The organism is Sulfurospirillum diekertiae (genome assembly GCF_002162315.1).
Lineage (GTDB): Bacteria > Campylobacterota > Campylobacteria > Campylobacterales > Sulfurospirillaceae > Sulfurospirillum.
On the sequence record NZ_CP021416.1, the window covers coordinates 2033086 to 2045887 of the forward strand.

16 protein-coding genes and 1 pseudogene are annotated in these 12802 nt (G+C 38.4%); 2 read left to right on the forward strand and 15 right to left on the reverse strand.

Features of this window, described 5'->3' with window-relative positions:
• Positions 1-174 precede the first annotated feature (174 nt).
• Entirely contained in the window at positions 175-633 is a 459-nt protein-coding gene (locus Sdiek1_RS10335; RefSeq protein WP_202819553.1) for a glycine zipper 2TM domain-containing protein, read from the forward strand.
• Here Sdiek1_RS10335 and bioD read toward each other — a convergent pair.
• The 3 genes from bioD to Sdiek1_RS10350 form a co-directional block, all read right to left on the reverse strand.
• A complete protein-coding gene (bioD, locus tag Sdiek1_RS10340) occupies positions 595-1269 on the reverse strand; it encodes a dethiobiotin synthase (protein WP_087439049.1) in 675 nt (224 codons plus the stop codon). The two genes, Sdiek1_RS10335 and bioD, sit on opposite strands and share 39 nt — an antisense overlap.
• Before the next feature lie 72 nt (positions 1270-1341).
• Positions 1342-1764 (reverse strand): hypothetical protein, encoded by a 423-nt coding sequence (locus Sdiek1_RS10345; RefSeq protein ID WP_087439050.1) that lies wholly within the window; start codon positions 1762-1764, stop codon positions 1342-1344.
• Between the two features lie 94 nt (positions 1765-1858).
• Entirely contained in the window at positions 1859-2707 is an 849-nt protein-coding gene (locus Sdiek1_RS10350; RefSeq protein WP_238098937.1) for an AraC family transcriptional regulator, read from the reverse strand.
• A gap of 119 nt (positions 2708-2826) precedes the next feature.
• Here Sdiek1_RS10350 and Sdiek1_RS10355 point away from each other — a divergent pair, with 119 nt between their 5' ends.
• Positions 2827-3990 (forward strand): aminotransferase-like domain-containing protein, encoded by a 1164-nt coding sequence (locus tag Sdiek1_RS10355; protein ID WP_087439052.1) that lies wholly within the window; start codon positions 2827-2829, stop codon positions 3988-3990.
• On the opposite strand, the gene Sdiek1_RS10360 is transcribed toward Sdiek1_RS10355, so the two are convergent.
• From Sdiek1_RS10360 to glyQ, 12 genes and pseudogenes are all read right to left on the reverse strand, one after another.
• On the reverse strand, positions 3987-4847 hold the full coding sequence (locus Sdiek1_RS10360) for a damage-control phosphatase ARMT1 family protein (RefSeq protein WP_087439053.1): 861 nt from the start codon (positions 4845-4847) through the stop codon (positions 3987-3989). The genes Sdiek1_RS10355 and Sdiek1_RS10360 overlap by 4 nt on opposite strands.
• A gap of 81 nt (positions 4848-4928) precedes the next feature.
• The gene (gene rplS / locus Sdiek1_RS14945; protein WP_192866741.1) at positions 4929-5285 is read right to left on the reverse strand and encodes a 50S ribosomal protein L19; all 357 of its coding nucleotides are present in this window, start codon (positions 5283-5285) and stop codon (positions 4929-4931) included.
• A 21-nt stretch (positions 5286-5306) separates the two neighbouring features.
• Positions 5307-5999, reverse strand: a complete 693-nt coding sequence (gene trmD / locus Sdiek1_RS14950) for a tRNA (guanosine(37)-N1)-methyltransferase TrmD (RefSeq protein WP_192866742.1) — start codon at positions 5997-5999, stop codon at positions 5307-5309.
• Positions 5999-6538, reverse strand: coding sequence for a ribosome maturation factor RimM (rimM, locus tag Sdiek1_RS10370; protein WP_087439054.1), 540 nt, complete (start codon positions 6536-6538; stop codon positions 5999-6001). Before rimM ends, trmD begins: the two co-directional genes overlap by 1 nt.
• Positions 6531-6776, reverse strand: a complete 246-nt coding sequence (locus Sdiek1_RS10375; protein ID WP_037959462.1) for a KH domain-containing protein — start codon at positions 6774-6776, stop codon at positions 6531-6533. The genes rimM and Sdiek1_RS10375 overlap by 8 nt, the downstream gene beginning before the upstream one ends.
• Positions 6777-6778: 2 nt before the next feature.
• Positions 6779-7010 (reverse strand): annotated as a pseudogene (rpsP, locus tag Sdiek1_RS10380) (30S ribosomal protein S16).
• A gap of 77 nt (positions 7011-7087) precedes the next feature.
• Positions 7088-8428: a signal recognition particle protein gene (ffh, locus tag Sdiek1_RS10385; RefSeq protein ID WP_087439055.1), complete on the reverse strand. Its 1341-nt coding sequence runs from the start codon at positions 8426-8428 to the stop codon at positions 7088-7090.
• 173 nt (positions 8429-8601) lie between these two features.
• Complete coding sequence (locus Sdiek1_RS10390) at positions 8602-9330, reverse strand: RluA family pseudouridine synthase (protein ID WP_087439056.1); 729 nt, start codon at positions 9328-9330, stop codon at positions 8602-8604.
• Position 9331: 1 nt separating this feature from the next.
• Positions 9332-10462 carry a lipid IV(A) 3-deoxy-D-manno-octulosonic acid transferase gene (gene waaA / locus Sdiek1_RS10395; RefSeq protein WP_087439057.1) on the reverse strand — a complete coding sequence of 377 codons (1131 nt, stop codon included), beginning with the start codon at positions 10460-10462 and terminating at the stop codon, positions 9332-9334.
• 25 nt (positions 10463-10487) lie between these two features.
• Positions 10488-11207 (reverse strand): zinc ribbon domain-containing protein, encoded by a 720-nt coding sequence (locus tag Sdiek1_RS10400; RefSeq protein ID WP_087439058.1) that lies wholly within the window; start codon positions 11205-11207, stop codon positions 10488-10490.
• Positions 11208-11221: 14 nt separating this feature from the next.
• Positions 11222-11941 (reverse strand): Nif3-like dinuclear metal center hexameric protein, encoded by a 720-nt coding sequence (locus tag Sdiek1_RS10405; RefSeq protein WP_087439059.1) that lies wholly within the window; start codon positions 11939-11941, stop codon positions 11222-11224.
• Complete coding sequence (gene glyQ / locus Sdiek1_RS10410; RefSeq protein ID WP_087439060.1) at positions 11941-12798, reverse strand: glycine--tRNA ligase subunit alpha; 858 nt, start codon at positions 12796-12798, stop codon at positions 11941-11943. Before glyQ ends, Sdiek1_RS10405 begins: the two co-directional genes overlap by 1 nt.
• Between the last annotated feature and the right edge of the window lie 4 nt (positions 12799-12802).

Below are 12802 nucleotides of genomic sequence, written 5' to 3' on the forward strand. Positions count from 1 at the left end.
CACCGCTCCTTGATGATTTTGTGAAAATAATAACAAAGTTTGACTGTAAGTTTCGTTAACACTTTATTCAATTCGCTGTGGTACAATTCCGCGAAAAAGGAGGTAACATGAAAAAAATTATTTTATGCCCCACTTTTGTTTGCGAGTTCTCTCCTTTATGCGGAGACCATGCATATGGCAGAAGAGGTACGCGTGATCACCAGTAAACCCGAGTACCGAATGGTCACATCGCGAGTACCGTACCAAGAGTGTTGGGATGAACAAGTTGCCGTGCAGTATGCGCCTCCACCGCCAAGTGAGGGAAGTGGCGTGGCTGGAGCACTCATCGGAGGTGTTGCCGGTGGTGTTTTAGGGCACCAAATCGGCAGTGGCAGAGGCAATACCGCCGCAACCGTGGGTGGAGCCATCGTAGGAACCCTTGTGGGGAAAAACATTGCCGAGCAAAGTGCGAGCAGTACACCGCCACCTCCAGGCTATCGCATGGAGCGACGTTGTACCACACGCTATGAAGAAAAAAGTTCCGAGCAGTTTATGGGGTACCGCAATACCGCCAATTACAAAGGTCAAACGATCGTAAAATATTCGGACAAACCTTTAGAGTTTATCCACCTCGACCTCATGGTAACCTATTAAACTCTCGATAATATCATCCATATTTTCTTGTAGTGAAAGCACTCTGCCAAAGAGTTTTTTAAAAAATGGCAGAGTGATTTCATCGAAACGGGCACGATCACCTTTAAAATTGATGCACCATTCATAATCATCCACACCTAGACCATCTAAAAGATGAAGATTGAGCAAAATGTCGTTGATACATCCTAGTTGGTCATGTCCAACCAATAATGTTTTGGCATGAAAGAGACGAATAAAATCGTACATGTAAAGATCTTCTTCAATCGGCACCAAAAGTCCACCTGCTCCTTCAATGAGCACAATATCACATAACGCTTCGATCTTTGCATAAGCACTTTCTAATAGCTCTAAACTAATTTTCTTACGTCCTTTTGCAACATAAGGAGCCGCAGGAAGTTCAAATTGATATGGTGTAATGTCTCTCATCTTTAAGACTTCAAGTGCAGGATTTAAACGTTTTGCATTTTCAAACAACACTGTAGCATCCAAAGGATGCGTGATAACCCCTGTCTCAATAGGTTTCATAACACCAACTTTGAGACCTTTTGCGCTGAGTGCTTCAAGAAGTTTAAGCGTGGTATAGGTTTTCCCAATATCTGTATTGGTAGCAGTGATAAAAATTGGAGGGTATTTCATGGAAACTCTTTTTTGCGTATTATAACAAAAAAGTCTTAGAGGAAATGGACGCCAAAGAGCGCCCATAAGATTTTAACCGATGATATAGCGTGTTAAAAATGCAAGCGATGATGCTACAATATGTGGTGCCCCGTACAAAAATGTGGCAAATACTTGTATTAAAATACTTTTTTTCAGTTTCATTCCAAAAATAATTATTGTCCCAATAAACGTTGTTGCAAAAATATAAGAGAGCGCATGAGTTAACCCATAACTTGGATTATACGTAATGCTTGCTAAGGCCAATGAGATCGCATAAGAAGCTATAAAAAAACCAATCACATTAAAAAGTGTTTCATAGCGCTGAAACTTCTCATAAAAATCCTCTACACTTGGAGCGGGTAAGCCTTTAGACTCTTTGAGTTTCTTAGCAGCAATGGCCCGTTTCTCAAAAAAGAAAAAGACAAACAGCGTTGAAGCAACCCCAATCGGAACAATTAAGAACAGTGCATCCATAACAACCTCCTTGTGTCATTTTTGTGATCTTTGAAGATTGTAACTTTGGTTTGTTTGTTGGTTGCTTAAAAGAATTCATTAATGATAATTTCATCTATTTAAATCGTACGGGAATACAAAAATCTAGATCAAATGTCTCATTAGCGTTGATAAAATGATTTTCCCGATACACTGCAAAAGAAGGAAGTGATGCCTTTTCATAATCGCTTTTAGGGAGCCATTCATGGTAAATGACATCCATAAATTTTTTAAGATCACCATACACACCTTGGAGTGAAAAAACGGCACAAAAGGTTTGAGGAATCCGCATGACTCCAACTTCTGCACTTCGATAATATTTTTTACCCAAAGGAAGTTCTAAACATGCCACATAATGGCATAACGAGGACTCTACAAAGCGCGGATTGCTATGATGCAACCCTATCATTGTTTGTTCAGAAAAGTCGATACCTTGACGTAATGCCCACTCTTGAAGCTTCAACCACGCCATCTTAATGCTACGATCGTACCCTTTGTGCCTAACATACGCAACATCAAAACTAGGCATCGTACCAATCTTTACATGTAAAGGTTTATCCACAAACGTATAGTCTCTGTTTTCATTGGCAATATCGACCTCTCGCCACTTAGTGGGTGTAACGCCAAAATTCTCTTTAAACGCTTGTGAGAAGGAAGCATTCGAGACAAAACCCACTTCATGCATAATGTGCGTTATCGTGGCATCAGGATTAAAAAGTAAAAGATTGGCAGCGTGTTCTAGCTTAACACGCTTAATGTACGCGTGCAGACTTTCCCCTGTCACTTCTTTAAAAATACGATTGAAATGAAACGGTGACATCGCGACCAAAGAGGAAAGTTCTTCGACGCCAAAATTCTTGGCAATATCGCCGTGAATATAAAAAAGCACTTCATTGACGCGCTCAATATGATCATTTTTAGTCATCTGTTTCTGTTTCATGAAACAATTATAGCACAAATGGACAAAACTAATCCCTCGTTTCATATGGTTTCTCGATAGAAGAAGCGCTATAATTTCGATACATTTTTAATAAAGGCAAGATAATGCAAACCAAATTTGCAAAACGTGTTACCACCGCATCACGTTCATTTACGCGGACGATTTTAGACTTAACGGCACAAAGTTCCATTATCTCTTTTGCTGGCGGTCTTCCTGATGCCGCTCTTTTCCCAAGAGATAGCATTGAAAAACATGCCAAAAAACTTTTTGAGACAGAAGATAATCGTCTGTTTCAATACAGCAATGCTTCTGGTGTTGAAGCACTCAAAGTTGAGATCGCTAAAAAATATGTGGGCACTACATCAGCGGAAATCATGCTAACTAATGGTTCACAACAAGGACTTGATTTAGTCTGTAAAACCTTTTTAGATGAGAAAGATTGCATCATTGTTGAAGATCCAAGCTACCTTGCAGCCCTTGGACTTTTTCATATGTACAATGCAACAATCAAAGCAGCTCCACTTAATGCAAACGGTGTTGATACAGTTGCTCTTGAAGCACTGTTTCGCGATTATTCACCCAAATTTTTCTATACGATACCAATTTTTCAAAATCCAACAGGTTATTCGTATACCCTTGAAACCCGCAAAGAAGTAGTACGAATTGCTAAAAAATATAACGTTATCTTGCTAGAAGACAGCCCTTATGAAGCCCTTCGATACGATGGCACCCAAACTACGGCATTTGCTGATTTGCTTCCAGAGCTCACCATAGCATTAGGAACATTTTCAAAAACTTTAGCACCTGATTTTCGTATTGGTTGGATGAGAGCACCCAAAGAAATTATCAGTGCATTAACCCTCAGTAAAGAGAGTACAGATTTACAAAATTCTAAATTTTTCCAACACATTTGTGCAAAAATGATGCAAAGTGGTGAATTACAAGAGCATACTAAAACGTTGATCCAATGTTACCGTCCAAAACGGGATGCTATGGTAAAAGCACTACACACCTATTTTAAAGACAGCATTGAATTCATCGTACCTGAAGGGGGTATGTTTATTTGGGTTAATTTTAAAAAGTGTGATGATAGTATGAAACTTTTTGATGTTGCTATTAAAAAAGGAGTTGCGTTTGTCCCAGGAAGTGTTTTCTTTGCCGATAAACGTATCAGCTCTTATGGACGACTTAACTACACTAACTCCAGCCTTGCGCAGATAGAAGAAGGTGTCAAAAAACTCTATGAAGCCTATGTAGAGCTTAGTTAAATTCCCCGTTTACAGATAATATTACCAAGCTGTGCCCCAACAGCTTGGGCTACTACATTGCATTTTACTTTAAAAAGAAAGAAAATGGGTAACCCTTTGGTCTCGCCTAAACACTCGTAATTTCCCATCCCTTTTGAGATAATGCAGTCTGCTTTTTCAAAAACAACACGTGCCTTTGCATTCATAAGCTCGAGCACAAGACCAGGTGTGGGAACGCCACTGTCAATAATCACGGCTACTTCGTTCATCCCAGAAGCCAATGCATCTTTACATGTAAGATCGTTGATGATAGGACGACCTCGCACAAAATAGTACACTTCAATGTTAGGATAGAGTTTTTTAATGGTTTGAATGTAGAGTTTATCAAAAATCTCTTCCCCTGCATTATCCGCTAAGTAAACTAACGTTTGTGTCTTTGCCAGTTGAGCTTCAAGTGCTTTAAAATCATCAATAGCAAAGGAGGTATGGTAAATCTTTTCTAACTCTTCTTCAAGGTCATACAACATCACGGCAGCAAGGTCAATCACATTGCCCGCAACAGCCGTCTTGGTTGCTTCAAAAAGCGTATTGGAACTTGCATCAATTTTTGCTTTGCACAATGGAAGAAAGGCTTTTGCTTTTTCAGAGGAGGCTTTTTTAAAATCTGCATAAAGATCGTCGACGTTTAAAAGTTCTGCCATTGCTTCATATAAAGGAGCCGCATTCAGTGGAGGATTTTGATTTTTATCAAATGATAGAATCTGCTTTCGTGCCAAAGTATCAATGGACTTTGCTTGTTCATCATTTAGATTCAAGAGTTCACATACGCGTTTTGTTTGGTCATAAATACAGATTAAACAAGGTTCTTGTAAGTTCATGCAATTCTTTTAAACGGAGTTAAAGGAGAAGGAAAAGAGGGAAAGGCAGTAACACTTTTTTGTATTACTGCCAAAAAAATATTATTTTCTAAGTTCTCTAATTTTTGCAGCTTTACCACGTCTATCTCTAAGGTAGAAGAGTTTCGCACGTCTTACAACACCACGTCTAAGAACAACGATCTCATCAATACTGTCAGAATAGATAGGGAAGATTCTCTCTACACCCACACTATTTGCACCAATTTTTCTTACCATAAAAGTCTCACCCGTACCCGTACCACGTCTTGCAATACAAACACCTTCAAAATTTTGAACACGTTGTTTATCGCCTTCAATAATTTTAACAGCAACTCTTAGTGTGTCACCTGCTCTGAATTGTGGAACATTTTTCTCAGAAATCTGTCCTGCTTCAAAAGCTTCAATATATTTATTTCTCATCTATTATCCTTTTTGTTCATTCTAATGCTTCGCGCTAAAGCGAGAAAACAGATCGGGTCTGAAGTATTTTGTCTTAGATTCAGACATTTTATTTTTTAAGCTTGAGATTTTAGCGTGGTTTCCCTTTAAAAACTCTGAGGGCACTGATTTATTTTCATAAATCGGCGGTTTTGAAAAACACGGTGCCTCTAATAATGGGCTCTCAAAACTTTCCATACTTAGAGAATCCTCGTTGCCAAGAACCCCTTTAATATTACGACTGATGGCATCACTCATCACAAGACTCGGAAGTTCACCACCGGTTAAAACATAATCACCTATGCAAAAAAGCTCATCGGCAAATGTTTCGATCACTCTCTCATCAATTCCCTCATAACGCCCACTCACAAAAACCAAATGTTTTTTATGTGCCAGTCGTTTGGCATCGTTTTGCGTAAACAGTTTCCCTGAGGGAGTCGGGAAAATAATATACGCTTCATGTGATGCCTGTTTGATAGAACGTAAAAGATCAAACAAAGGTTGAGGAAACAGTACAAGTCCTGCGCCACCGCTGGCTTGATAGTCATCGACTTTACCGTGTTTATTGAGTGTATAATCTCTTGGATTAAAAAACTCAACACTTAAAAGCTCTTTTGCAATGGCACGTTTTAAAATTGAGTCTTCAAAATAAGAAGCGATCAACCCCTCAAAAAGTGTCACATACGAAAATCGCATTAGGAGTTCTCCAGAATTCCTAAACCATCTTTGCTGAGCACCTCTTTTTTGGTTTTATCGAACATGATGATATAACGATCAATGTAAGGTAAATAAAAGGTTTTAGCAAGCCCTTTTTTGACTAATGCTTCATCAGTTTTGATCACCAAATAGTCTGTTACAGCAATGCGTTCTATCTCATCGACTTGACCCAACACCGTTCCATCTTCATCTATAACGCGTGCATCAATCAAATCAAACCAAAAAAATTCACCCTCTTTAAGAGCACATTCATTGATCGAATTTTCTTGTGTTGTAAATAACAATGTATTGACAAGCTTTGCTGCTTCTTCTCTACTTTGATACCCAACAAAAGAGATTAACTCACGTAAGAGATTGAAAGAAAAGACTTCAAGTTCTTCACCTTTTTGGGTTTTAAACTTTTTACCTTTTTTAAACTGCTCAGGGAAGTCACATTGAAGGTGAAGTTTAAGCTCACCTTTTAAGCCCACGAGTCGCCCAATTTGAGCGACTTCAATGAGTGAAGATTGATTATTCATCGTTAGCTTTGACAGTCACTCTGTAAGATATGCCATCTTTTGCTTTACAACCAGAGATAAGCGTCTTGAGTGAATTGATCATTTTGCCATCTTTACCAATCAACTTACCGGTATCAATTTTATCTGCATAGATGACAACTTCGCAAAATGTTCCATCAACATCGCTTCGCTCAACGCGTACACCTGCTGGATTGTCTACCAAAAGCTTGGCAAACTCTTCGAGAAATTTGTCAATCATGATTATTTACCAGTGATTTTAGCAACCCTGTCACTCATCTTTGCGCCAACGCTTTTCCAGTAAGCAAGTCTCTCAGCATCAAATTTGATAACTTGTGGTTCTGTTAATGGATTGTAGTAACCAATCGTCTCGATTGATCCACCGTCACGTTTTTTTTCTACTGTCTGTTACGACGATTCTGTAAAATGGAGTTTTATTTCTACCCATTCGTGTTAATCTTACAACTGTTGCCATTTTTATGGTCTCCTTAAATTTTGTCTACGACTTAGATTTACATGTAAAGCTTACATGCAAATATAAACCGTTACATCTTAACGAAGATGTGCGTGTTTACTTTGTGAAAGCATATTTTGAAGATCTTGCATTCCTTTTTTACCTGAGAATTTCTTCGCCATTTTTGCTGCATTTGCAAATTGCTTTAGGAAACGATTGACTTCTACTTGAGAAAGTCCTGAACCTTCAGCAATTCTTCTTTTTCGACTGTTATTGAGTAATTCTGGGTCTTCTCGCTCTTTTTTCGTCATGGAGCCGATCATCGCTTTAATACGCTTCATTTCAACCGAATTTTCCATATCGACATCTTTAAGTTGACCCGCCATCTGAGAAAGTCCAGGTATCATCCCAATTAAGGACTTCATACTACCAAGCTTTTTCATCTGCTCCATCTGCTCTAAAAAGTCGTTGAAGTTAAATTCACCTTTTTTAATCTTTTTAGTTAAAGCCTTAGCTTGTTTCTCATCAATAATTGAACTTGTTTTTTCCGCTAAGGTTTCAAGATCGCCCTCGCCCATCAAACGGCTCACGATACGATCAGGAATAAAGTGCTCCAAATCAGCAACTTTCTCACCCACACCGATGAAGCGAAGTGGTACATTGGTTTGTTCAGCAATTCCCAGAGCAACCCCACCCTTACCATCACCATCAAACTTACTTAAAATGACACCACTGAGCGTAATTTTTTCATGAAATGTTACCGCACTTTTGACCGCATCTTGGCCCGTCATGGAGTCAGCTACGTAAAAGATCTCGTCGGGTGTCACTTCTTTTTTAATGGCTTCTAGCTGATCCATCAATTCTGCATCAATGGCTAGACGACCTGCTGTATCAATTAAAACGACATCATACAAACCCTCTTTCGCTTTTTTCATTGCATTTTTTGCAATGGCAACAGGATTAGCATTTGCCTCTTCAGAGTAAAGATCAATTTCATTAGCTGAACAGAGTTGGCGTAATTGCTCAACTGCCGCTAAACGTTGCAAGTCACAAGCAACGACCAAAACTTTTTTTTGTTTTATTTTGAGATAATTTGCTAATTTTACCGTTGTTGTTGTTTTACCGCTTCCTTGCAAACCCACCATTAATACTGTGGTTGGAGGCTTGGATGCAAAAACAAATCCTTGTCTACCAGGAACGGTTAAGATCGTCGTTAAATTTGTTTTTAAAGAGCGTAAAAAATTGACTTGGCCAATTCCTTTTGCTTTCGTTTCCAGTTCAACTTGGCGCACTAAATCACGTACAATTTTATGGTGAACATCGGCTTTGAGAAGCGCTTTTTTAAGGTTCTCTAATGCACTTTTTAAAGACTTTTCATCATCACTGAAACGTATTTTATTTATCGCTGATCGAAACGAATCGGTTAAAACCTCTAGCACAAACTATCCTTTTAATCTATTCACACATACCTGCTTTTGGCAAAGGAATGCAATTTTACACAACAAATACTTTAAACTAAATTAAACCTTAAAACAAGTTCACTAATTTAGCACTTCAGAATGCTTTATAAATCCTATTTTTAGGGCTTTATAAAGCATAAATTCTTTTTTGGTCAAACGCTAAATTTAATAAAATCTTCAGGTTCTTTCGTTTGAAAGATATAACCTAAGAGCATAATTTTAGAAGCGTGTAACATCAAACGTTTATAAGGACGTCCGCCGTATTCAGTATCACCCAAAATAGAAGCGCCAATACTTTTAAGGTGCACCCTAATTTGATGGGTTCGACCTGTCTCAATACGTACTTTAATTTTAGAGCGTTTTCCTTCAATCATCAACGGTTCAACGTGACTGATTGCATCTCTACCTTCATCGCTGATTTTGCTGTAAGCCGTATTGCCTTTTTTAATGGTCAAGATAGGAGCATTAATTTCTACTGCCTCCACAATCTTAGCTTCAACAATGGCCAAATACTCTTTTTGAACTTCCCGTTTTTTAAATGCATTGACTGCTTTTATACGGAACTCATCATCTTTGGTTAACAGTAAAACGCCACTGGTTTCACGATCTAATCGGTGCAATAACGGCAATTTTTTAATCTCTGCAACCTCTTCTGAGGTCATAAAGGCAGGTTTGTCTACCGCCATAATAAACTCATCTTCAAAAATAACTTTGATAGGTGCAATTTTTTCAACTTTAAATTTAGTGTTTTCAAGTAGCTCGCCACGTGCAACACTGACTTTTTTGCCTGCAGAATACACAACACCACGATCGATGAGATCTTTGGCTGCCCGATTCGAGATGCCTTCTTGTAATGCTAACAATTTATATGCTTTTTCCATTTTATTTTCCTAATATTTGCTCTAATAGTGGCTCTATATCGCCATGATGAACGATAGCACTTTTGGGATAAGTTTCAATACTATCAAAAACATTTTTTATATCTTCAGCTTTACATGTAAAGACGTTTGTCACCGAATCAAAAAGCACTTTTTGGTTAAAAATAAACTCTCCACTGATAAGCTTAGTCCCAAAAAATGCAGGTTCAAGGGGATTGTGCCCACCAACACCGTCCACAAAAGAACCACCCAAAAACACGACATCAGCAATTGCATACAGATTAATCAGTTCACCCATTGTATCGCATAAAATGACATCTGCTTCCAACGAATTTTGCTTCGATAAACACATGTAACTTTTACCCAAATTTTCAGCGTATGCACTTAAAAGTCTATTCACTTTCGCAAATCGCTCAGGGTGCCTCGGTACGACAATCAGCTGATCATTGGGAAGCAATGTAAGATGCGATAAAATCAACTCTTCTTCACCCTCATGCGTACTGGCAAGGACAACCACTCTTTTATTGGGTTGCTTTGGATACACATGGCTTACTTCATACCGACTAAACGCCTTAATATTGCCACACACATGCACGGCTTTAGCGCCAAGCGTTTTTAATCTTTGCTCATCCTCAAGACTTTGCGCAAAAATCAGATCTATTGAGTTAAAAATCCAACGATACAGCCAAGCAAAACGAACGTATGAAGCATAAGAATTATCCGATATACGAGCATTGAGCAGAACGGTTTTCATTCCTTTCGCTTTGGCTACAATAAAGAGAAGTGGCCAAAGTTCGGCTTCCATAACGATCAATACTTTTTGTTTTCGTATCCAAAACGGCAGGAATATTTCAAATGGCAAATAGCGTACTTGCGCTAATGGATATTTGGAAGCTTCTCGAAATCCCGTCTGAGTTATGACACTAATACGCACACTTGAAGGCTCAATTTTTTCAATAAAAGGACTTAGTGAACGAACTTCACCAAAAGAACATGCATGAAACCAAATGCCTTTCTCAGTAAAGCGAGCATTGTTTTTCAAAAAAAAACGTGCGGGAATTGAATCGTGATATTTTGGCTTAAAATGAAGGTAAATAAGTATTGGCAACGCTAAAAGATAGAGTAGCGTTGCCAATACATAATAAAAAAAAAATCAAAGCTTACGCCTTAACTTCCTCAATCTCTTTGTATAAAATACGACCACAATGTGGGCATGTGATAATATCATCTTGCTTTAATACACTGGCATACGTTTTATCATTCATTCGCATAAAACAGCCATAACATGCTTGTTTTTTAACAGGGACAACCGTACTGTTTTGAGCCCATTTTCTAATTTTCTGATAAAAAGTCAAGATTTTTTGGCTCATTTGTAAAACCAATTCCTCTTTTGCTTGATAAACATTTTTACGTTCCTCTTCGATCGTCTTAATTTGTGAATCAATCGAAGTTTTAATCTCTTCTGCTTCTTTGACAGCCTCTGCAATTTTTTCTTGTAATGCTGCAATATTGGCTTGTTTTAAATCAACAATTTTATCTAAACGATTAATTTCATCATTGGCAAAATCACACTGCTCTTTTGAAATTTCTTCTTCGAGTTGAAGTGCTTTCACTTCCTTAGCTGTTTTAACCAAAGCACTTTTTTTAGTAATATCTTTAAGTTTAGCGGAAAGTTCTGCTAAATGTGATTCATTTTTTGCTTTCTTAAGTTTAGCGTCTGCAATGTCCGCTTGAAAAGACTCTGCTTGGAGTTTTAAATCTCTCTCTTTGTCTAAAGAAAGTTTCAACATTTTCTCAACTTTGGCAATACGTGGACCAAAATCGTCGATCTCTTTGTCTAACCTGGAAAGCTCAATTAACTGTTCTAAATACTTATTCATATGTTATGTGTCCTCTATTTGTACTCAAACGGATTTTTAGAATTTGATATTATAGCCTTTAATGGCAAATTTTTCAAATAATCGCCCAAACACTCTGGGAAATAGCGCTCGGACTCAAAGTGACCTATGTCTATTAATGAGAGATTATTTTCTTTTGCTTCCATCGCTTGATGATACTTTAGATCACCACTTAAAAAGCAATCGGCCTCAATTTGAGCAATCAAATCGCCCCCAGATCCTGTGGTAATAGCACACAGTCCAATCCACTCTTTTGCTCGCACGATTCGCAGATGTTCAATACCCAAGACGTGTTTTACATGTAAAGCCAAATCATCCAAACTTTGGTTTACCTCACAGTAGGCGACAAACTCTTTGGTTTCTTTGACTTCAAAGCCTAGTTTTGAAGCAACATAAGCATTTAAATGGGAGAGATCAAAGTTGGTGTGCATGGCAATCAAACTAATCTTTTTTTGTACCATGATCTGAATCAAATTAGAAGGATATTTTGCAAAATTAAGCTGTTTTAATCCACTAAAAATGAGGGGATGATGCGTTATGATAAGTGAATTTGGCACTACTTGTTCTAACAGTAAACTATCAACATCAAGACTAAGGTAGATTTGCTCTACCTCATCATCTAAACTCCCAATCAATAAACCACTGTTGTCCCAACGTGCCTGTGTAGCAAAAGGGCTTAATGTATCTAAAAAATCGTAGATTGCCCCTAATTTCATTAACCCACCACTTCTTTATATTTGACAGCACACCCTTTGGCAAGTTCTCGAATTTTAAGGATGTAGTTTTGGCGTTGTGTCACCGAAATGGCTTTACGTGCATCAAGGACGTTAAACGTATGTGAAGCCATCAAACAGTAATCATATGCAGGCAATGGTAAGTTCTCTTCAAGACAGCGTTTACACTCCACTTGCGCATTTTCAAACTGATCAAACAGCATAGAGACATTGGCGATTTCAAAGTTGTATTTGCTAAATTCATACTCACTTTGTTTATGCACATCTCCATACGTTGTCACACCAAATTTGTTCTCATTCCACACAAGATCAAATACAGATTCTTTCTCTTGAAGGTACATTGCCAAACGCTCAACGCCATAGGTAATCTCAACAGGCACAGGACTGCATGGGATACCACCTACTTGTTGAAAATAGGTAAACTGTGTCACTTCCATACCATCCAACCACACTTCCCAACCAAGACCCCACGCACCCAGTGTCGGAGACTCCCAGTTGTCTTCGACAAAGCGAATGTCGTGTTTTTTAATGTCAAGTCCTAGCATTTCAAGGCTTTTAAGGTAAAGCTCTTGAATATTGTCAGGACTAGGCTTGATGAGCACTTGAAACTGATAGTAACTTCCTAATCGGTTTGGATTTTCTCCATACCTTCCATCCGTTGGTCTGCGACTAGGAGCCACATACGCCGTTGCCCACGGTTTACTGCTCAAGCTTCGTAAAAAGGTTGCATTATGAAAGGTTCCAGCACCCGCAGGCATATCGTAGGGTTGCACAATCGTACAGCCTTGATCTTGCCAAAAAGTTTGGAGGTTTAAAAGCATTTGACTAAAGGTTAACACTATT

Bases quoted from the DNA above. Each gene is read 5' to 3' on its own strand.
- Sdiek1_RS10360 (WP_087439053.1), bottom strand. From the start codon at position 4,847: ATGAACTTACAAGAACCTTGTTTAATCTGTATTTATGACCAAACAAAA.
- Sdiek1_RS10345 (WP_087439050.1), bottom strand. From the start codon at position 1,764: ATGGATGCACTGTTCTTAATTGTTCCGATTGGGGTTGCTTCAACGCTG.
- Sdiek1_RS10335 (WP_202819553.1), top strand. From the start codon at position 175: ATGGCAGAAGAGGTACGCGTGATCACCAGTAAACCCGAGTACCGAATG.
- trmD (WP_192866742.1), bottom strand. From the start codon at position 5,999: ATGCGATTTTCGTATGTGACACTTTTTGAGGGGTTGATCGCTTCTTAT.
- Sdiek1_RS10390 (WP_087439056.1), bottom strand. From the start codon at position 9,330: ATGGAAAAAGCATATAAATTGTTAGCATTACAAGAAGGCATCTCGAAT.
- Sdiek1_RS10355 (WP_087439052.1), top strand. From the start codon at position 2,827: ATGCAAACCAAATTTGCAAAACGTGTTACCACCGCATCACGTTCATTT.
- Sdiek1_RS10405 (WP_087439059.1), bottom strand. From the start codon at position 11,941: ATGAAATTAGGGGCAATCTACGATTTTTTAGATACATTAAGCCCTTTT.
- Sdiek1_RS10350 (WP_238098937.1), bottom strand. From the start codon at position 2,707: ATGACTAAAAATGATCATATTGAGCGCGTCAATGAAGTGCTTTTTTAT.
- Sdiek1_RS10400 (WP_087439058.1), bottom strand. From the start codon at position 11,207: ATGAATAAGTATTTAGAACAGTTAATTGAGCTTTCCAGGTTAGACAAA.
- rimM (WP_087439054.1), bottom strand. From the start codon at position 6,538: ATGAATAATCAATCTTCACTCATTGAAGTCGCTCAAATTGGGCGACTC.
- bioD (WP_087439049.1), bottom strand. From the start codon at position 1,269: ATGAAATACCCTCCAATTTTTATCACTGCTACCAATACAGATATTGGG.
- Sdiek1_RS10375 (WP_037959462.1), bottom strand. From the start codon at position 6,776: ATGATTGACAAATTTCTCGAAGAGTTTGCCAAGCTTTTGGTAGACAAT.
- rplS (WP_192866741.1), bottom strand. From the start codon at position 5,285: ATGAGAAATAAATATATTGAAGCTTTTGAAGCAGGACAGATTTCTGAG.